Raw genomic sequence first — 19,873 nt, forward strand, 5'->3', positions numbered from 1 at the left:
CTCGAGGAGTAAGAAATGACGAAGGACCAACGTTGATCCGTGGGCCAGTCTAAAAACTCTTCTCCTGCCGGACAGCGCGACGCGTGCGGTTCACTGTGTGGGATAGTTCAACGCAACGGGTAGCCTTCCAAGGGGTCCATCAAACGACGGGAGCTTCGATACTCGCACACCATGGCCACCAACCACTCCTTCGCCCATCGTGCGCCGTAGAACCACAGTGTCGCGCCATCCTCGAGCGGCTCACCCAGCCCCGGGTAACCACTCCAGCAAGCCCCATGGAAGGCGGTACTGCGGCTGTCGGATACCAAGGCATCCAGTCGATACTCATGCACAAGCTCATCGATTTCATTGCGAACATGCAGGGTGTCGGTACGGTGCGCATGCACCGGTACCAGTACGGCGCCGGACCGAAGCAGGATGTCCAGCGCTTTCAGGAAGGAGGTGCGGTGCTCAATCAACTGATGTTCATGCCCCTCCACAAACCGCTCGGCAAATCCCAGGCGCCTGCCCTGTAACGCACTGGCGGCGGTAAAGGTCGTGTTGTTCTGCACCAGGGGCACTTCCACCATCACCGGCCCCGAAGGTTCAATACCACTCAATGCGATCAATGACAGCGACGGGTCACGCGAGGGTTTTAGAGGGAGTCCCGGGGCGTCATACCCCGGGACCGGGACGCTTTTCCCCAAGGCGCCATGAGCTTGGGGATCAGCACCGAAAGCGATACCACGCGAGCTTGTATGCTCTTGGGCTATCGTTGCCTGGCCAGACGAATCAGTGAGCGCAGACACCCGCTGCCCTGTCGGACAAGGCAACCCCGCCTGCCAATATTTCTTGCACGTGCTCTCCATAAAAGACGTCCCCCGACACATAAATTTTCGGGGATCATCGCACCGTTGCCTGGCGCCTGTCGCAGCTCTGAAACAGCTTGAAAACTCCTTTTTCCATAGCCTCCTCCGTCAGCCTGCGAGGTGTTCCTGCGCCCCCTGGGCTTCCACCTCCAGCCACCACGCAACCCCACGCTCAGGCTGATTCAAGCTGAACGCCTGCCCCATCTGCGGCGTAGTGATGGACACGTTGCGCTCCCAGGCCAGAGCCATGATGCGGTCGAACGGCTCATGCCAGGCATGGAACGCCAGGTCGAAAGTGCCGTTGTGAATCGGCAGCAACCAGCGGCCCTTGAGGTCGATATGCGCTTGCAGGGTTTGCTCTGGCTGCATATGCACGTGAGGCCAATCGACGTTGTAAGCACCTGTTTCCATCAGCGTCAGATCGAACGGACCGTACTGCTCGCCGATGCGTTTAAAACCGTCGAAGTAACCTGTGTCACCGCTGAAGAAAATTCGCCGAGGACCATCGATCATCACCCAGGAACACCACAGGGTCTGGTTCGCATCAAATAGGCCACGCCCGGAAAAATGTTGCGCAGGGGTGGCGACAAACCGAATGCCATCCACTTCGGTGCCCTGCCACCAATCCAGTTGGCGTACCTTGCTGGAATCCACGCCCCACTTGACCAGGATGTCGCCCACGCCCAGCGGCGCAAGAAAATAACGGACCTTGTCGGCCAATTGGACGACAGCTTTGCGGTCCAGGTGGTCGTAGTGGTTGTGGGAAAGAATCACCGCCTCCAGGGGCGGCAACTCTTCAAGGCTGATCGGTGGCTGATGGAAGCGCTTGGGGCCGGCCCAACTGAACGGTGAGGCGCGCTCGGCAAATACCGGGTCGGTTACCCAGAATTTACCGCGCATTTTCAGCAACACGGTGGAATGTCCAAGGCGGAACACGCTGTGATCCGGGGCCGCCAGCAATTGCTCGCGAGTCAGTGGTTGTACCGGGATCTGCCCCACCGGCCGCGTGCTGCGTGGTTTGTTGAACAACATGTTCCAGAAAATGCGCAAGGTTTTGCCGAAGCCACCGTGCTGCACGGGGGTGTCGTTGCTGAAGTGCCCTTGGCCTTGCTTGGGCGCTGCTGGCGAAGAATCGACGCGGGACGAGATCGTGGCCATTTCCGGGTGACTCCTACGGATCGCTTATAAATTACACTGCACAGTGTAGTTTCAAGATTGCAACAAAATCCGGAGCAAGTAAACTACCGAGTGTAATTTTCCTCCAAGAGCCGAGCGCCACCCATGACTGCACCTCAACGCCTCACCGACCGTAAACGCGAAGCCATTGTGGCTGCGGCCATCGCCGAATTTCGCGCAAACGGTTTCGAGGTCACCAGCATGGACAAGATCGCCGCCACCGCCGGCGTATCCAAGCGCACCGTGTACAACCACTTCCCCAGCAAAGAAGAACTGTTCGCTGAAATTCTTCATCAACTTTGGGCCAGCAGCGTCGCCCAACTTGACGTCAGCTACACCAGCGACCGCCCGTTGCGCGAACAACTGCGCGGGCTGCTGGAGGCGAAGATGAAGATGATGTCGGACGCCAATTTCCTCGACCTCGCTCGCGTCGCCATCGCCGCCACCATCCATTCGCCGGAGCGTGCGCAAGACATGGTCACCCGCCTGAGCCAGCGCGAAGAAGGCTTCACCCAATGGGTTCGCGCCGCCCAGGCTGACGGCCGGCTCAACTGCTCAGACCCCGCCTTCGCCGCCCACCAGATCCAGAGCCTGCTCAAGGCCTTCGCCTTCTGGCCACAAATCACCCTCGGCCAACCCACCCTGGATGCAGCCCACCAGGCCAGTGTGATCGAGTCGGCCATCGACCTGTTCCTCGCCGGCTACGAAGTCACCGCCCCCCGCCAACCGTAAAAAACCTGTTGTGTGAGCGACATTCCAGGTCGTTTTTGACGCATTCGCCCTCCGTTTTGCGCAAATGGCCTGGAAGGACACTGATTATTCCCACGCGAATAACTGACAATATTCACAGTCATTATCCGATCAACGGTTGATCCAGCGAACGCGCGCCACCGTATCTGTAAAAAACAGCTGCCCCCAGGAATTTATGGAAAACAGACAAGGCAAAGGGCTTTCATTTGCCAAGCGTATCTACAAGCCAAGGATCATCGGCCTTGCCATCGGTTGCATCAGTGTCAGCGGCGCCCTTTACCCCCTCGCCATGCCAGGCTGGGTGTGGGCACTCCTGCTGTTCAACGGGTTTGCCTGGGCGCATGTGGCGTATCAACTGTCGACCCGCTCGCAATACCCCTACCAGGCCGAACAACGCAACCTGCTGTATGACTCGCTGCTCGGCGGCTTCTGGGCCGCTGCCACGCAGTTCACGCCACTGACGGCAGTGACCATCCTGTCGATGATGACCATGAATAACGTGGCCGCCGGCGGCAAGCGCCTGTTCCTGCGTGGCCTGTGCGCACAAGGGCTCGGAATCGGCGTAGCCGGGGCGCTGTTCGGTATCCGGTTCAACCCTGATGTCAGCCTGCTGCAGGTCTACACCTGCCTGCCGATGCTGACGCTCTATCCCATGGCCATCGGCATGGTCTGCTATCAACTGGCAATCAAACTGTCCGAACACAAGCGCGCCCTGAGCGCCCTGAGCCGCACCGACAGCCTCACCGGGCTGCTCAATCACGGTTCCTGGAAGGACCTGCTGCACCTCAAGTTCCACAAGTGCCAGCAACAGCGAAGCCACGCCACGATTGCCTTGATCGACATCGACCACTTCAAGCAGATCAATGACACCCACGGCCATATTGTCGGCGATGCGGTACTGCGGCAGTTGAGCCTGGAGTTGCGGCGCAACCTGCGGGAAAACGACCTGGCCGGACGTTACGGGGGCGATGAGTTCTGTGTGATTCTTCCGCAAATGCCGCTGGAACAGGCCGCCCGGATCATGGAGCGCATGCGCGAAACCTTCAGCAATTACCGCAACCCGCAGATCCCCGAATTGCGGGTCAGCCTGAGCATCGGCCTGGCCGACTTCCAGCCCTTCTTCAGCGATGCCGCGATGTGGCTGAATGCAGCGGATCGCGCGCTGTACGCCGCCAAGGACACCGGGCGCAACCGGGTCAATGTCAGCGACAAAGTGATCGCCCATTCCGCCTAAAGTCGTCCTACGACTACTCGTCCGAATCTTCCAGCCTGCCAGCCAGAAGAAAGCATAATGCCACCACTGGTCGCCTACCCAAAAAAGGTCCTCCCTCAAGGGCGAACTTCCTGCCAGGCTGATCACTCTGAACCCGTTGTCCCACCCCCTCTGTCAGCACAAGGAAGCTGGCAATGAGCAAGTCAACCGTAGGGCATATACCTTACGGGGGCAGGCGCATATCCAAGGAAACCCCAGAGTCTGCTTGCCCGAGCACCGCACATGCTATTCAACACACATAAAAGAACCATCAGCACCCAGCAACACACCATCGCCCAACAGGCCAGCCTGCTGGACGCTATCGAGCGCTCCATGGCGGTGATCGAATTCGACCTGTCCGGCAATGTGCTGCGCGCCAATGCCAATTTCCTGCAGACCATGGGCTACCGCGCCGAGCAGGTAGAGGGCCAGTCCCATCGAATGTTCTGTACCCCGGCCTTCGCCCGTAGCCCCGAGTACAGCCAACTGTGGTCAAACCTGCGTAATGGCCAATTCCAGTCCGGCACCTTTGAACGGGTGGCCGGGGATGGCCAGTCGGTGTGGCTGGAAGCCAGCTACAACCCGGTGCGTGATGACACGGGCCAGGTGACCAAAGTGGTGAAGTACGCGATGGACGTCACCCCGCGCCTGCAGGCCGAAAGCGAAGCCAATGCCAAACTGGATGCCATTGGCCGCGCCATGGCGGTGATCGAGTTCAAGCTCGACGGCACCATCATCACCGCCAACGCCAACTTCCTGCAGCGCATGGGTTATACCCTGGCGCAGATCCAGGGCCAGCATCACCGAATGTTCTGCAGCGCGGCGCTGGCCAGCAGCCCGACCTACAGCGACTTCTGGAAACGCCTGAACCAGGGAGAACTGTTCAGCGGCCAGTTCGAGCGGGTGGATAAAAACGGCCAGGTCGTGTGGCTCGAAGCCAACTACAACCCGGTGTACGACGCCAGCGGGCGGCTGTGCAAAGTGGTGAAGTTCGCCACGGACATCACCGCCCGTGTGCAACAGCATGCGGCGGACGCGCAGAGTGCGGCCCAGGCCTATCACCTGTCCCTGAGCACCCAGGACATGGCAGAGAAAGGTGCCGAGGTGATCCAGAAAACCGCCAATGGCATGCGCGAAATTTCTGCGGACATCGACGATTCCTCACAACTGATCGCCAAGCTCGGTGATCGCTCGCAACAGATCACTGCCATCGTTAACACCATTCGCGGTATCGCCGACCAGACCAACCTGCTGGCCCTCAACGCCGCCATCGAGGCAGCACGTGCGGGCGAACAAGGCCGTGGTTTCGCCGTGGTGGCCGACGAAGTCCGGCAACTGGCGGCACGCACCAGCGGCTCCACCACGGAGATTTCCAGCATGATCGCGATGATTCAGGCTGAAACCCGACAAGCCATCGACAGCATGGACGCCACCCGCGACCGTGCTGCCCAAGGGGTTGAAATGGCCAACCAGGCCGGCACGGTGATCCTGCAGATTCGCCAAGGCACCAGTGAAGCGGTGCAGGCGGTGAGTGCGTTCGCCAACGAGCGGGGCGGCAACTGACCCGATCTTCATACGGAGTGCCGGGGGCTCGGTCTATAGTGCTGGTTGTTCTTCAAGCATGAGATCCGAGCCCGCCATGACCCCAGAAAAGCCCGAAGCCACCCCCGTCGACCACCTGCGCTTTCACCGCCCCCACGCCCACCTGGCACCGACCTTCGGCAACGACACCTTTGCCCTCAAGGCCGAAGCCTTCGCACGCTTCTTCGGTACGCCGACCTTCCTCGGCGCACAAACCGCCATCGTGGTGTTGTGGGTGGTACTGAACATGACCGGCATCACGCATTTCGACGTGTACCCGTTCATCCTGCTCAACCTGGCGTTCAGCCTGCAATCGGCCTACGCCGCGCCCCTGATCCTGCTGGCCCAGACCCGCCAGGCCGCCCGCGACAAGGCGCAGTCCGACGCGGATGCGCAGCACCGCGAAGCCCTGGCGATTGCCAACACCGAGCGCCAGGCCCAGGCGGCGCAGACCACCAAGCAGTTGCTGGAACTGCTGGAACAGAACACCCGGCTCACGGAAATGACCAAACAACTGACTGAGCACATTGAAAGCCTGACCTGCGAAATGCATGAGCACTTTGTGCGAAAAACCTAAGGCAGTCGCACATGCCGTCCCAGCTCATCGAATAGGGTCACCACCGAGCGCAACGCTCGGCAGTCCGGGCGCGTGAGCAACCACAACGCGGTGTCATGCCCTGCCAACGCAGGGCCCAGCGATTGCAGGCCGTCGCCCAATAGAAAGTCCGGCAAGGCCGCCACGCCCAAACCGGCCCGTACCAGTTCGGTGACCGATAACATGCTGTTGCAGCGATAACTGGGGCGCACACCGGGCAGCTGCTCGCGACGCCAGGCGACCGTGGGGTGGTCGGGCAGGAAGTCATCCGGGGCGACCCAAGGCAGGTCGGCCAACTCACGGCCCGCGTGCTGACGGGCAAAATCCGCGCTGGCGCACACCTGATAAGCCACATTGCCCAGGCGTCGACCCACCAGATGCTCCGGGGGCGTGCGGGTCAGGCGCAGGGCGATATCCGCGTCACGGCGGCTGAGGTTGGCGAAGTCATTCGAGGTACTCAGCTCCAGGGTCAGTGCCGGGTAGTGCGGCATGAACTGCGCCAGGGCCGGCAACAGCAAACCTTGCAACACGGAGTCGGTACAGGTCAGGCGCACCGTACCGCTGATCACCTCACCGCCCTGCTCCACACCAATGCGCGCTGCTTCCAGGGCCTGTTCGGCACGCTCGGCCTGTTGCGCCAGGTTGCTCGCCAGGCTGGTGGGCAGGTAGCCGGCACGGCTTTTTTCAAACAACGTCTGGCCCAGCGCCGCCTCCAGGCGCCGTACCCCGCGGAATACCGTGGACACATCCACCCGTAACAACGCCGCCGCCCGTGCGAGCGTGCCGCCACGCACCAGGGCGAGGATCAGCGATAAATCAGGGTAATCCAGTGAATAGTGCGTAGCTGCATTGAGCATGTGGGTAAACGCCAATATTGATTGCGCGAACGCCAATCTATAGTGCGCCCCAGGACACCACAAGCCATGGGATGTACAGGATGAAAACCACACCGCTGCACCTCGCCCTGATCGGCGATTACAACCCCGCTGTCATCGCCCACCAAGCCATCCCCGTGGCCTTGCAACAGGCCGCCGAAACCTTGGGGCTGAGCATCCATGTGCAGTGGCTCGACACCGATACCCTGCCGCAATCCCTGCACGCGTTCGATGGTTTCTGGTGCGTCCCCGCCAGCCCCTACCGCGACACCGATGGCGCACTGCGGGCGATCCGTTTTGCCCGCGAGCAACGTCGACCTTTCCTCGGCACCTGCGGCGGTTTTCAGCACGCGGTGCTGGAATATGCGCGCAACGTGCTGGGCTGGAAGGATGCCGAGCATGGCGAACTCGCGCCGCACGCCAAGCGCGCCGTGATCGCGCCACTGAGCTGTGCGCTGGTGGAAGCCACCGACACTGTGCGCCTGGTGCCGTACACGCGCATCGCCGAGGCCTACGACACCCTTGACCTGCAGGAAGGTTACCGCTGCCGCTACGGCGTGAACCCCGAATTTCTCGATGCCCTGCTGGAAGGCGACCTGATCCCCAGCGGCCATGACTCGGCAGGCGATCTGCGGGCCGTGGAATTGCTCGACCACCCGTTCTTCGTCGCCACGCTGTTCCAACCCGAACGCGCTGCGCTAAAGGGTATTACGCCGCCCTTGGCAATTGCCTTGCTCAAGGCTTGCCAGGCAGTGTCGGCATGATCGCCCGCACACCCGCCCCGCCCTACTACGCGGTGATTTTCAGTTCACTGCGCACCGAGGGCGACCAGGGTTACGGCCAGGCCGCCAACCGCATGCTCGAACTGGCGCGCGGACAACCGGGATTTCTCGGCGTGGAATCAGCACGGGAAGACGGGTTGGGCATTACCGTGTCGTATTGGGACAGTGAGGCGGCGATCCTGGCCTGGAAGCAGCAGGCCGAGCACCGGGCGGTACGCGAACAGGGGCGCACCACTTGGTACTCGGCGTTCCAGACACGGGTGTGCAAAGTCGAACGGGCGTACGCCTTCGAAAGCGGTTGAGCCTTTGGGTTGAGAGTGCCTGATGATGAACTGGCTTGCAGGTGATGAGCAGGGTTGTTTGTGGTTAACAGGCTTGTTGTGGCGAGCAGGCTTGTTTGTGGCGAGCCTGCTCGCCACAGGGTTAGCTCACCAGGCTGCGCAACGCACTGATCTGCGGAATCTCCACCCGCCGCATATACACCCGCAACGGCTCGGTGATGTTGATACGGTCGTCGATGTTCTGGTCCAGCAGCAACTGGATGCGCTCGCGGGACAGGGTCATGGTCTGTTCCGGGGCCGGCAGCCAGACGAATTCGGCGGTGGGAATAATGCCGTCATCGGCCACGTCCATGCCGAAGGAATCTTCGCTGAAACGCACGATGTACTGGCCGGTCTTGCGGTTGAGGCCAACAAAACCGTGGAGTTGGTCGGCGGCCTGGCAGATAAGCTCGGAGGTGATGCGCATGGTAAACCTCACTGAAAAGTCCCACAGGGACTGGAAAGATGGTTTACACGCGTGGCACAAAGTACCGCCCTCTAACGGGGCAGCTTCGGGCAAGAGTACTGCAATGCCTGCAAAAAAAACTCAGAAAATTGAGGCGTGAGCACGTTAATGTCGGTTTGGTGATAGCGCCTTTCGCAATCAATTGTTAAAAAGGAGGCCTTCTCAAAGCTACCTCCACGAAAGGACTTCGCATATGCCTGTCACGTTTACCAAGAGTGCCTTGCTGCTCGCCCTGATGCTCGGCCTTGGCCAGGCACAGGCTGCCGACCCGATCAGCCCGGCTGAATTGGCAACCAACGAAGGCATCCCCTACCCGGCCGTGATCGCCCACCGTGGCGCTTCCTACGACGCTCCCGAATCCACCGCCGCGGCCTACAAAATTGCCCGCGACCTGGGTGCCGACTACCTGGAAATGGACCTGCAGCGCAGCAAGGACGGCGTGCTGTTCGCCCTGCACGACAACAACCTGCAGCGCACCACCGACGTGGCCACCAAGTTCCCCGACCGCAAGGACGCCCCGGCCAACGAGTTCACCTGGAAAGAACTGCAAACCCTCGACGCCGGCAGCTGGTTCAACGCCGCCTACCCGGATCGCGCGCGTCCAGGTTTCGTTGGCCTGAAAATCCAGAGCCTGGACGACATCATCAAGATCGCCGAAGGCAACCCGCAGCACAAACCCGGCCTGTACATCGAAACCAAGGAGCCCAAGCAATTCCCGGGCATCGAAGCCGACCTGAAAAACAAGCTGCTGGACAAAGGCTGGCTGAGCTCCGCCGGTTCCAAACTGGGCAAGAGCAACACCGGTGTCGGCCAGGGCAAGGGCCGCGTCGTGCTGCAAACTTTCGAGGTTGCCAGCCTCAAAGAGCTGCAGAAAGAAATGCCCAACACCCCGAAGATCCTGCTGTTGTGGGTGGGTGAAGGCAGCATCGAGCCGAAAAACAAGCAGACGTTCGCTGAGTCCGGCGAAACCACCAAGGCCGCCTACTACGCCAAGCAGGAGCCGAAGGATGCCGCCGAGTTCGAAAAATGGGTCGACGAAGCCAAGAGCCTCGGCGCCATCGGCACCGGCCCATCGGCTGAGCTGACCAACCACGGCGACCAGAGCTATTCGGACCTGGTCAAACCGGAAATGAACAAACTGACCCACGACAAGGGCCTGCTGGTGCATGTCTACACCGTCGATGAGCCGGTGGACTTCGACAAAGTGATGAAGGCCGGCGTTGATGGCATCTTCACCAACCGCGCCGCCGAGCTGCTGAAGTTCTACAAGCGCTGGCCGTCGTCCAGCGTGCAAGACCTGCTGAACGACTATAAGTACTGAGTGGTCAGTGTGCCATTAAGGATGAGTTAAGTTGCGCCGGTTAATCTGGCGCCACTTAAACAGCTCACCGAAGAAGGACACACACCATGAAAACCTTGACCGCTCTGTTCGCCGCTACCGCCCTGACCCTGACCGCCGGCCTGGCCCAGGCGGATGTTCGCCCGGACCACATTGAAGGCCTGCTCAAGTCCGGCGCCGTGATGCCTTTCGAAAAACTCAACGCGGCTGCCCTGGCCAAACATGCAGGCGCCACCATCAATGACACCGAGCTGGACCACAACAACAGTGGTGTGCTGGTCTACGAAGTCGAACTGACCGACACCGCTGGCAAGAAGTTTGAAGTGAAGCTCGACGCCAAGACTGGCGCCGTGCTGGAAGACAAGCTCGATACTTGATTTGAACTAAAAAAAAGCCACCCTTGGGTGGCTTTTTTTTGCCTGATCAGGCGCTAAGACGCGCCGTCACCTCATTCAACTCACTCGACAACCCACGCAGGTCATGGCTCGCCGCTTCGGTGCGCTTCACATTGTCGAGGTTGGCCGTCGCCACCGTGGTGATCTGCGTGATGTTGCGCGAGATGTCCTCGGCCACTGACGTCTGCTCCTCCGCTGCCGTGGCGATCTGGCGGTTCATGTCGCGAATCGCCTCCACCGCCTGGGTGATGTGAGCGAGCATGGCGCCGGCTTGCGTGACCTTCTCCACACTCTCATCACTGCATGACTGGCCGCTCACAATCGCTTCAGCCGCGTCCACCGCCCCGGTCTGCACCGCCTCGATAATCCCGTTGATCTCGATGATCGATGCCGCCGTGCGTTGCGCCAGGCTGCGCACTTCATCAGCCACCACGGCAAACCCCCGCCCTGCTTCGCCTGCGCGCGCGGCTTCAATCGCCGCGTTGAGCGCCAGCAAATTGGTCTGCTCGGCGATGCCACGAATCACTTCCAGCACTTTGCCGATGCGTACGCTGTCGGTTTCGAGGCGGCGGATGATCGTGCCGGTATTGAGGATTTCGTTGCGCATCTGGCCGATGGTGGCGATGGTGACTCTCATCACCTCACCGCCTTCCCGCGCCGAATGGTCCGCCTCGTCGGCCGCACGGGAAGCACTGGCGGCATGGCGCGCGACTTCCTGGGCGGTGGCGGACATTTCGGTCATGGCCGTGGCCACTTGGTCGGTGCGGTTGAATTGATCGTGGGTGCCCGTGGCCATCTGCCCGGCGATGGCGTTCAACTCGCCGCTGGCGCCGACCAGGTCGCTGGCGCTGCGCTGCAAGCGGCTGAAGGTTTCGGCAAGAAAGTCGCGCAAGGTATTTGCGGCGGCGGCCAAGTGACCCAACTCATCCTGGCGACGGCTGGCTACGCGCTCGGCGAACCGACCGTGGCTCAGTTGCGTCACGTAGTCGATCAGGCTGCGGATCGGCAGGATCAGGTTGCGGTTGATCAACCACAGGCTGAACAAGCCGATCAGCACACCGGACAGCAACATGATCGCCAACCCCACCAGCACGGTGCGCTCAGCGTAGGCGCTGATGGCCTTGGATTGCTGGCTGCCTTGTTCGCGCAGGTCACTGACCAGCGCACTCATTTGCTCGCTGGCCGCGCGGTCCACGCCCTTCACCGCCATATCGCCCGCAGTGGCATCGCCCCCCGCCGCCACGTAGGCATCGCGGCCTTTCTGGTAAGCCACACCGAGTTGCTCGTGCGTCTGACGCAGGGTTTCGATGCGTCGGCTCAGGCTCGGGTCGCTGCCGGTCTGGGTGACCAGCCGAGTGAGAATGCCCTGCACATCGCGCTGACGCTCCTGGAACTGGCCCCAGTATTTCTCCATGTCCTGAGGCTGCTTGCCGCGCAACAGGACGTTTTTCCATTCCTGCACCTGCACCTTGAATTGCAGGTTGGCCTCGTCGATCAACTGTGAGGTCAGCAACGGCCCATCGATCAAACTTCGATAGCTCAGCACCCCATTGGACAGGAAGTTGAAACAGGCCAGGGCGATCAACAGCATCGCCAACAGGCTGCCACCGAGCAGCGACAGGATTTGTGCTCTCAAGGAGGTTCGCAAAACATTCATCGGGGAAAAGCCTCGATACAAGGAAGTGGTGCATACACACGGCGACTTCCCTGTCATCAAAAGCACCGCCGATCCACAGCGGTTCTTAACACCTTGAATCGGCCGGGCCAGAGGCCTCTTGAACAACTCCTGACAGGCGGTCAAATAAATGTCACCGCAACGAAATAAATCCAAAACCGTCACAAAACTGTCAAATTCCCTTGCAATGATTCGCGCATGCGAACCTGTGAAATCTCCTACAGGCGCTTTTCCTGCGAGCCCTCATGAACCACAGCATCGACCACAGCCACCAGGACTCCGACCTGTTCGGCTTGCTTTACGGTTTCCGTTTTCGCCCCGGTGAAAAGGGCGAGCAGATCGATTCGGCCACGGCCCTCCAGGCCTTGCGCCAACCGGCCGACCCGGACGAGTTTTTGTGGTTGCACCTGAACCTGGCTCACGCCGCGTGCGAGCGCTGGATGCAGGCGCATCTGGACCTGCCGGAAGAGTTCTTCGAAGCCCTGCATGAAGGCTCGCGCTCCACGCGCATCGAGCATGTCGACTCGGCCCTGCTGGCGGTGGTCAACGACGTGGTCTTCAACTTCAGCAGCATGGTCTCGTCGGATATCTCCACGCTGTGGGTGTGCGCCCGCAGCCGCCTGTTGATCAGCGCGCGGCTGCAACCTCTGCACTCAGTGGACAAGCTGCGCTCATCGGTGAAGGCCGGTGAAAGCTTTCGCTCGCCACTGGCCTTGCTCGTGCACCTGCTGCGTGACCAGGGTGAAGTGCTGACGCAAATCGTGCGCAAGACCAGCATCAGCGTCGACCATATCGAGGATCAATTACTCTCGTCACGCCTGTCCACCAACCGCGCCGAACTCGGTGCCGCACGCCGAGTGCTGGTGCGCCTGCAACGCCTGCTGGCGCTGGAACCGGGCTCGCTGCTGCGCCTGCTCAACCGCCCGCCGCAGTGGCTGCAAAAGGAAGACGTGAAGGAGTTGCGCAAATCCACCGAGGAGTTTGCGCTGATCATCAACGACCTGATGGCCCTGGGCGAACGCATCAAACTGTTGCAGGAAGAGATCGCCGCCAACCTCAACGAGCAAAGCAACCGCACGCTGTTTACCCTCACCGTGGTGACGGTGCTGGCGTTGCCGATCAACATCATCGCCGGTTTTTTCGGCATGAACGTGGGCGGTGTGCCACTTTCCCAAGACCCGGAAGGCTTCTGGATATTGGTGGCGTTGGTGGCGACCTTTACCTTGATCGCCGGGCGGTGGGCCTTCAGGAAGCGCAAAGACTACTGAGCTGCAACACCGTTGAACATGTGGGAGGGGGCTTGCCCCCGATGGCAGTGGGTCAGCTACAGATTAGCTTGCTGACCCACCGTCATCGGGGGGCAAGCCCCCTCCCACATAGGTTCTGCAGCGTATACAGGATCAGCGGCTATCCCAATTCCATCAAACACTGACCTATGGCAGCATCTCTGTAACATTCTGCAATGACTATGAACGACATCCTCCCCACACTGGATGCTCCGGCATGGCCACCCCTTCCCTGACTGCCTCCACCCACGCCTCACCCGCTGCGCCCAAGCCCAGGCTGGACAAGAAACCCGGCCTGGTGACGGTGATCATCTTCTTCGCCGTACTCGCCATGGGCCTGTTGTTCACCGCCTACAGCCTGATGCACGACATGCATGAAATGGGCGCCCAGCTCACCACCTGGACGCCGTTTCTGCTGCTGGGTGTGGCGCTGTTGATCGCCTTGGGTTTCGAGTTCGTCAACGGCTTCCACGACACCGCCAACGCCGTGGCGACGGTGATCTACACCAACTCGCTGCCGCCGCATTTTGCGGTGGTGTGGTCGGGCTTTTTCAACTTCCTCGGCGTGCTGCTTTCGAGCGGCGCGGTGGCGTTCGGGATTATTGCGTTGCTGCCGGTCGAGCTGATTCTGCAGGTGGGTTCTTCCGCCGGCTTTGCGATGATCTTCGCCCTGCTGATCGCCGCGATCCTGTGGAACCTCGGCACCTGGTGGCTGGGCTTGCCGGCGTCGTCGTCCCACACGCTGATCGGTTCGATCATCGGCGTGGGCGTGGCGAATGCCTTGATGCACGGGCGTGACGGCACCAGCGGTGTGGACTGGAGCCAGGCGATCAAGATTGGCTACGCCTTGCTGCTGTCGCCGCTGATCGGCTTTGCCTTTGCGGCGATGCTGTTGCTGGCCCTGCGCGCCTTCGTCAAGAACCGCGCGCTGTACAAGGCGCCAAAAGGCGATACCCCGCCGCCGTGGTGGATCCGCGGCATACTGATCGCCACCTGCACCGGCGTGTCCTTTGCCCACGGCTCCAACGATGGGCAAAAAGGCATGGGCCTGATCATGCTGATCCTGGTGGGCACCTTGCCGATGGCCTACGCACTGAACCGCACCATGCCGGCTGAGCAGTCATTGCAGTTCGCCGCCATAGCCGAAGTCACCCAAGTCGCCCTGGTGAAAAGTGCACCGCAAGCATTGACCGGTGACCCACGACCGATCCTCTCCACTTACGTGCGCACCAAGGAAGCCACCCCGCAACTGGTCCCCGCCCTCGCAGCCCTGGCCGGGCAGATCGGTGATGAGGTGAAAGGCTACGGTTCCCTGGCCAAAGTGCCTGCCGAAGCCGTCGGCAACGTGCGCAACGACATGTACCTGACCAGCGAAACCATTCGCCTGATGGACAAGGGCAAGGTCGGCAACTTCGACGCCGACACCCAAGGCAAGCTGCAACTGTTCAAGCAACAGATCGACAATTCCACGCGCTTTATTCCGCTGTGGGTGAAGATCGCCGTGGCCATCGCACTCGGCCTGGGCACCATGGTCGGCTGGAAGCGCATCGTGGTGACCGTGGGCGAGAAGATCGGCAAGACCCACCTGACCTACGCCCAGGGCGCCTCGGCGGAAATGGTAGCGATGCTGACCATCGGCGCGGCGGACATGTATGGGTTGCCGGTGTCGACCACCCATGTGCTGTCGTCGGGTGTGGCGGGGACCATGGTGGCAAACGGGGGCGGGTTGCAGATGCGCACGATCCGCAATCTGGCGATGGCGTGGGTGCTGACGTTGCCGGCGGCGATTCTGCTGTCGGGTAGCCTCTACTGGCTGTTCACCCAACTCTTCTGACACAACAGTGATTGAACATGTGGGAGGGGGCTTGCCCCCTCCCACAGTTTTATCCTGCGAACAGCCCCGACATCAGCTTCAACCGCTTCTTGTACACCCGCCGCGCCTCCAACGCCTCTTCCAGCGTCACTGCCACAAACCCCGCCCGCTGGTTCGGTTGCATCTGCCCGATCAAATCCAGGTCGGCACTGATCACCGTGCCGATCATCGCGTAGCCACCACCCGACACCGCGTCCCGGTGCAACACAATCGGCTCCAACCCGGCCGGCACCTGGATCGAACCAATCGGGTAGCAACTGTCGACGATGTTCGACGGATCCGACCCCGCGCCAAACGGCTGCTCCCGTGGCTGGAAGCTCAACGCACTGCCGCCCTTGAAGCGATAGCCGATGCGGTCGGCTTCGGAACCCACGGTCCAGGGCTCGGCGAAAAAGCTGCTTTTTGCCGCGTCCGTTAGGCGCTCGTAATACAGCCCCGGCACCACGCGCAGGGTGACATCCCCGCCCACCGAACGGCGCAACGCCATCGGCAAACTGTTGCCCGCACGCCCCGTGCCACTGGCTTCACCGATGGGCAACTCGTCGCCTTCCTGCAAGCGCCGACCGTGAAAGCCGCCCAGCGCGCCGAGGGTGTAGGTGGCGCGGCTACCGAGCACCAGCGGCACATCGATGCCACCGGCCACCGCGAGGTAAGTCCGCGCCCCCGCCTTGGGAAACTCAAAGCGCAACACCTGCCCGGCACGCACCTGAAACGCCGTGTCCTGGTGCACCACTTCACCGTCCAGGCGCGGCGACATCAAGGCGCCGCTGAGGGCCACCAACGCATCCTGCTGGAACTCCAGTTCGGGGCCGATCAGCGTGCACTCCAGGCCCGCTGCGCCCACCGGGTTGCCCACCAGATGGTTGGCCGCGCTCAGGGCGTACTGGTCCAGCGCGCCCGAAGGCGGAATGCCCAAGTGGTAGTAACCTTCGCGGCCAAGGTCCTGCACGGAGGTGGCGAGGCCGGGTTTGAGGACCTTGATCATGCCAGCGCCTCCTGCAGGGTCTTCGGATAGCCAATGGGGTCGGCGAGAAACGCGTCGAGGGAAAATTCCACCGGGCGGATGCGCAGGTCGAAACGTCCTGCATCCACTTGCGCTACTGCCTGATCGTAAGCGTCGCGGTCCATGGGTTTGAACTGCACGATATCGCCGGGGCGGAAGAACACCATGTGCTCCTTGAGGTACGCCAACTGCTGCGCCGGGTCGTAGATCGGCGCCGGGGTCACGCCGAACATCTGGTAACCGCCGGCACCGCGCACCGAGTAAATGCAACCAAAGCAGCCGCCATGGCCGAGGGTGAGTTTCGGCGTATCGGTGCGTGGCCGCAGGTACTTGGGCACTTGCAATTGGCGCTCGCGCTCGACCATCTGGAACATGAACGGCAAGCCCGCGACAAACCCGACCATCGACACAAACCACGGCGCACCACTGTGGGCTGCGATAAACGCGTCGACATCAGCCAGGCCATTGATGCGTGCGGCGTACTCCAGGTCGGTGCCGCTGGGGTCCTGGTGGCGGTCGCGAAAGCGCATCAGCGTTTCGTGCGTCCACGGGTCGTTGTACAGCACCGGGATTTCGATGATGCGCGTGCGCAGGGTGCGTTCGGCCACGGCCTGGGCTTCGGCGGTCTGCACCGCGTCGAGCAATACGTGAGGGGCAATGCGGTCGGGGTCGAAGCGGATCTGGAACGATGCGTTGGCCAGGCACACATCCAGCACGCCTTCCAGCGCCAGGCGTTCCACGGCGCGGGTCACCGCCATGCCCTTGAAAAAGGCTTCCAGGGACATGCTGTCGCTAACCTCGGCAAACAGGTGTTCATCACCGCCGAAGCTGTAGCGGATGGGGGACGTTTCAGCCATGTCTGTTCCTCTTGGAATCGTTGTAGAAAGGCAGGCGAAAAAAATACGGGAGCGTTTTTATTGTGGTGTTTTGACCGTGATGCCCGCTTGGTCCAGCGCTTCGCGGGTGGCTTCCACCAGTTCCAGCGCACCCGGCGTGTCGCTGTGCAGGCAGATGGAATCGAATTCGATAAACAGGTCTTCGCCTTCTACGGTTCGCACAAGTCCCGTCTGACAGGCCCGTAGGACTCTTGCCGCCACCGTCGCCGGATCCAGCGCCCGCACATTGCGGGTAAACACGATGGAGCCGGTCAGATCGTACTCACGGTCGGCATAAAACTCCCGCACCACCGGCTGCCCCAGTTCCGTGGCCACTCGCCAGATCACCGAATTGGGCATGCAGTACAGCAGCAGCGTCGGCTCGATGATTTGCAGGTTCTGCACCAGCAGCCGCGCAGCTTCTTCGTCGCGGGCCAGGTGCATGTACAGCGCGCCGTGGGGCTTGATGTGTTGCAGGGTCACGCCTTGGGCGCGGGCGATTTCCCGCAGGGCGCCGAGCTGGTAGAGCATGTCGTCCACCAGCTCCTGGGCCGGCGCGTTGATGTGGCGACGGCCAAAGCCCACCAGGTCGCGGAAGCCCGGATGCGCGCCGATGGCCACGCCCAATTGTTTGGCCCGCTCGACGGTGCGACGCATGGTGCCGGGGTCGCCGGCGTGGAAGCCGGTGGCGATGTTGGCCGAGCTGATATAGGCCATCAGTTCTGCGTCGACGCCATCGCCGATGGTCCAGGGGCCGAAGCCTTCGCCCATGTCCGAGTTGAAATCCACTGCCTGCATCGAAGTCGCTCCGCCTAAGTGATGCTGGAAAAGTAGGCTGCCCCTTGACCCCTTGGGAAGATCTATTATCAGATGACCCATCTTCTGAAAATCAGATAGCCCTATGTTATGGAGAGGCCGATGTCCCTGACCTTGCGCCAAATTCGTTATTTCGTCGCCACCGCCGAGATCGGCCAGATTTCCCAGGCGGCCATCCACCTGAACATATCCCAATCGGCGGTGACTACGGCGATCAAGGAGCTGGAGGGCATGCTCGGCGTGCAGTTATTCGTGCGCTCGGCCCAGGGCATGAACCTCACGGATGCCGGGCGGCATTTTCTCAACCGTGCCTACGTGATCCTGCGCAGCGTCGATGACGCGCTGAACAGCCCGCTGCCCGACTACCGCGCCAGCGGTGTGCTGCGCCTGGCCGCCAGCTACACGGTGCTCGGCTACTTCCTGCCGCACCACTTGCAGCGCATGGAACACTGGCACCCGGACGTGACCATCGAGGTCTTCGAGCAGGAACGCCAGGCCATCGAACAGGGCTTGCTCGACGGCCAGTTCGACATGGCGGTGGTGCTCACCGCCAACCTTACCCACCCGGCTATCGTCTCGGAGATCTTGTTCAACTCGGAACGCCGCCTGTGGCTGCCCAGCCACCACCCGCTGTGCGAGCGCGGCGCCGTAAGCCTGGCCGACGTGGCCCGGGAACCCTACATCCTGCTCACCGTCGACGAGGCCGAACACAGCGCCATGCGCTATTGGGAACAGGCCGGGCAAACGCCCCTGGTGCGGCTGCGCACCAGTTCGGTGGAAGCGGTGCGCAGCATGGTCGCCAATGGCAGCGGCGTGGCGATCCTGTCCGACCTGGTGCATCGACCCTGGTCCCTGGAAGGCAAGCGCATCGAAACCCTCACCGTCACCGACCCCGTCACGCCGATGAGCGTGGGCCTGGCCTGGCACCGCGAGCGCGCCTTCACCCCGGCGATGCAGGCGGTGCGCGATTACTTCCACGACGCGTTCCTGGCGCCGCAGCAACTGTCGGCGCGGCGTTAGAGGTGGGCTTGCAGGGTGGCGGCCAACCAGTCCATGAACACCCGCACCCGCAACGGCAAATGCCGCTGGCCGGCATACAGCAGTGACACGTCCAGCGGCGGCGCCGGGTAGTCCGGCAGCAGCGCGACCAGCTCACCGCTGGCCAATAAATCAGCGATACCCAGGGCCGGCACCTGGGTAATCCCGAAACCGCCCAGGCATGCCGCCCTGTAGGCATCGGTGCTGTTGACCGTCACGCGCCCGGCCATGGGAACGCGGTGCACCTTGTTGCCCAGCAGGTATTCAAAGCCAGCCGAGCGCGCGCCCAGCGGCCGCACGTAATGCACCAACTGGTGCCGCGCCAGGTCGGCCAACGTCTCGGGCATGCCATGGCGTTGCAGGTACGCCGCGCTCGCGCAGTTGATCATCGGCATGCTGCACAGCAGGCGCGCCACCACGCTCTGGTCCGGTTGCGCACCGACGCGCAGCACGCAATCAAAGCCTTCGGCGAGCAGGTCGACCTGGCGATCGGTGGTGCTGATCTCCAGCTCGATCAGTGGGTGAGCGTCCATGAATTCGGGCAGGCGCGGCAGGATCAATTCCCGCGCCATCACGTTGGGCATGTCCACCCGAATGCGCCCGGTCAATTGCGCTTCATCCTGGCGAAACAAGCCCTCCAGCTCCTCCATATGCGACAGCAGATCCTTGCTGCGCTCATACAAAACCCGGCCGTCCTGGGTCGCCTGCACCTTGCGCGTGGTGCGTTGCAACAGGCGCGCGCCGAGCAGTTCTTCCAGGGCTTGCACATGCTCGGACACAGTCGAGCGCGGCAGCCCCAGGCTCTCGCCGGCCTGGGTAAAACTCGACAGTTCGGTGACACGCACGAAGGTGCGCAGCAGCTCAAGTTTGTTCATTTGATTGTTCGCCTAATCCGGCCAGTGATTCCGGTATAACGCTGTTTATCACG

Annotated in this window: 20 protein-coding genes; 11 read left to right on the forward strand and 9 right to left on the reverse strand. The window is 61.6% G+C overall.

Features of this window, described 5'->3' with window-relative positions; genetic code table 11:
* Positions 1-107: 107 nt before the first annotated feature.
* Positions 108-599 (reverse strand): hypothetical protein, encoded by a 492-nt coding sequence (locus M2497_RS24730; RefSeq protein ID WP_248483852.1) that lies wholly within the window; start codon positions 597-599, stop codon positions 108-110.
* A gap of 357 nt (positions 600-956) precedes the next feature.
* Positions 957-2,006: an MBL fold metallo-hydrolase gene (locus tag M2497_RS24735; RefSeq protein WP_248483854.1), complete on the reverse strand. Its 1,050-nt coding sequence runs from the start codon at positions 2,004-2,006 to the stop codon at positions 957-959.
* Positions 2,007-2,129: 123 nt separating this feature from the next.
* Here M2497_RS24735 and M2497_RS24740 point away from each other — a divergent pair, with 123 nt between their 5' ends.
* From M2497_RS24740 to M2497_RS24755, 4 genes are all read left to right on the forward strand, one after another.
* Complete coding sequence (locus tag M2497_RS24740; protein ID WP_248483856.1) at positions 2,130-2,756, forward strand: TetR/AcrR family transcriptional regulator; 627 nt, start codon at positions 2,130-2,132, stop codon at positions 2,754-2,756.
* Between the two features lie 193 nt (positions 2,757-2,949).
* Entirely contained in the window at positions 2,950-4,008 is a 1,059-nt protein-coding gene (locus M2497_RS24745; RefSeq protein WP_248483858.1) for a diguanylate cyclase, read from the forward strand.
* A 261-nt stretch (positions 4,009-4,269) separates the two neighbouring features.
* On the forward strand, positions 4,270-5,589 hold the full coding sequence (locus M2497_RS24750) for a PAS domain-containing methyl-accepting chemotaxis protein (RefSeq protein ID WP_248483860.1): 1,320 nt from the start codon (positions 4,270-4,272) through the stop codon (positions 5,587-5,589).
* A 76-nt stretch (positions 5,590-5,665) separates the two neighbouring features.
* Positions 5,666-6,184, forward strand: coding sequence for a DUF1003 domain-containing protein (locus M2497_RS24755; protein WP_058427265.1), 519 nt, complete (start codon positions 5,666-5,668; stop codon positions 6,182-6,184).
* Here the strand turns inward: M2497_RS24755 and M2497_RS24760 are convergent.
* Positions 6,181-7,059, reverse strand: a complete 879-nt coding sequence (locus M2497_RS24760) for a LysR family transcriptional regulator (protein WP_248483862.1) — start codon at positions 7,057-7,059, stop codon at positions 6,181-6,183. The two genes, M2497_RS24755 and M2497_RS24760, sit on opposite strands and share 4 nt — an antisense overlap.
* An 80-nt stretch (positions 7,060-7,139) precedes the next feature.
* Here M2497_RS24760 and M2497_RS24765 point away from each other — a divergent pair, with 80 nt between their 5' ends.
* Together M2497_RS24765 and M2497_RS24770 are read left to right on the forward strand one after the other, a co-directional pair.
* Positions 7,140-7,841 (forward strand): CTP synthase, encoded by a 702-nt coding sequence (locus M2497_RS24765; RefSeq protein WP_179029311.1) that lies wholly within the window; start codon positions 7,140-7,142, stop codon positions 7,839-7,841.
* Positions 7,838-8,161, forward strand: coding sequence for an antibiotic biosynthesis monooxygenase (locus M2497_RS24770; protein WP_248483864.1), 324 nt, complete (start codon positions 7,838-7,840; stop codon positions 8,159-8,161). The genes M2497_RS24765 and M2497_RS24770 overlap by 4 nt, the downstream gene beginning before the upstream one ends.
* 121 nt (positions 8,162-8,282) lie before the next feature.
* Here the strand turns inward: M2497_RS24770 and M2497_RS24775 are convergent, their stop codons facing one another.
* The gene (locus M2497_RS24775; RefSeq protein WP_032891062.1) at positions 8,283-8,606 is read right to left on the reverse strand and encodes a DUF2025 family protein; all 324 of its coding nucleotides are present in this window, start codon (positions 8,604-8,606) and stop codon (positions 8,283-8,285) included.
* 232 nt (positions 8,607-8,838) lie between these two features.
* Here M2497_RS24775 and M2497_RS24780 point away from each other — a divergent pair, with 232 nt between their 5' ends.
* Both M2497_RS24780 and M2497_RS24785 read left to right on the forward strand, forming a co-directional pair.
* Positions 8,839-9,966: a glycerophosphodiester phosphodiesterase family protein gene (locus M2497_RS24780; protein WP_248483866.1), complete on the forward strand. Its 1,128-nt coding sequence runs from the start codon at positions 8,839-8,841 to the stop codon at positions 9,964-9,966.
* 86 nt (positions 9,967-10,052) lie between these two features.
* Positions 10,053-10,361, forward strand: coding sequence for a PepSY domain-containing protein (locus M2497_RS24785; RefSeq protein WP_071496634.1), 309 nt, complete (start codon positions 10,053-10,055; stop codon positions 10,359-10,361).
* 46 nt (positions 10,362-10,407) lie between these two features.
* Here M2497_RS24785 and M2497_RS24790 read toward each other — a convergent pair whose 3' ends face one another.
* A complete protein-coding gene (locus M2497_RS24790; RefSeq protein WP_248483868.1) occupies positions 10,408-12,036 on the reverse strand; it encodes a methyl-accepting chemotaxis protein in 1,629 nt (542 codons plus the stop codon).
* Between the two features lie 263 nt (positions 12,037-12,299).
* Here M2497_RS24790 and M2497_RS24795 point away from each other — a divergent pair, with 263 nt between their 5' ends.
* Together M2497_RS24795 and M2497_RS24800 are read left to right on the forward strand one after the other, a co-directional pair.
* Positions 12,300-13,322, forward strand: coding sequence for a transporter (locus tag M2497_RS24795; RefSeq protein WP_058423173.1), 1,023 nt, complete (start codon positions 12,300-12,302; stop codon positions 13,320-13,322).
* Positions 13,323-13,557: 235 nt separating this feature from the next.
* Positions 13,558-15,174, forward strand: a complete 1,617-nt coding sequence (locus M2497_RS24800; protein ID WP_248483870.1) for an inorganic phosphate transporter — start codon at positions 13,558-13,560, stop codon at positions 15,172-15,174.
* A 49-nt stretch (positions 15,175-15,223) separates the two neighbouring features.
* Here M2497_RS24800 and M2497_RS24805 read toward each other — a convergent pair whose 3' ends face one another.
* Genes M2497_RS24805 through M2497_RS24815 form a run of 3 tightly spaced genes read right to left on the reverse strand, consistent with a single transcriptional unit; the run spans position 15,224 to position 17,889 of the window.
* A complete protein-coding gene (locus M2497_RS24805; protein WP_248483872.1) occupies positions 15,224-16,198 on the reverse strand; it encodes a biotin-dependent carboxyltransferase family protein in 975 nt (324 codons plus the stop codon).
* A complete protein-coding gene (locus M2497_RS24810; RefSeq protein WP_248483874.1) occupies positions 16,195-17,073 on the reverse strand; it encodes an allophanate hydrolase subunit 1 in 879 nt (292 codons plus the stop codon). The genes M2497_RS24805 and M2497_RS24810 overlap by 4 nt, the downstream gene beginning before the upstream one ends.
* Positions 17,074-17,130: 57 nt before the next feature.
* Positions 17,131-17,889, reverse strand: coding sequence for a 5-oxoprolinase subunit PxpA (locus M2497_RS24815; protein ID WP_248483876.1), 759 nt, complete (start codon positions 17,887-17,889; stop codon positions 17,131-17,133).
* A gap of 120 nt (positions 17,890-18,009) precedes the next feature.
* On the opposite strand from M2497_RS24815, the gene M2497_RS24820 reads away from it, so the two are divergent.
* Complete coding sequence (locus M2497_RS24820; RefSeq protein WP_248483878.1) at positions 18,010-18,927, forward strand: LysR family transcriptional regulator; 918 nt, start codon at positions 18,010-18,012, stop codon at positions 18,925-18,927.
* Here M2497_RS24820 and M2497_RS24825 read toward each other — a convergent pair.
* Complete coding sequence (locus tag M2497_RS24825; protein ID WP_248483880.1) at positions 18,924-19,820, reverse strand: LysR family transcriptional regulator; 897 nt, start codon at positions 19,818-19,820, stop codon at positions 18,924-18,926. The genes M2497_RS24820 and M2497_RS24825 overlap by 4 nt on opposite strands.
* Between the last annotated feature and the right edge of the window lie 53 nt (positions 19,821-19,873).

It is taken from the genome of Pseudomonas sp. CYM-20-01 (genome assembly GCF_023169845.1).
GTDB lineage: Bacteria > Pseudomonadota > Gammaproteobacteria > Pseudomonadales > Pseudomonadaceae > Aquipseudomonas > Aquipseudomonas azotoformans.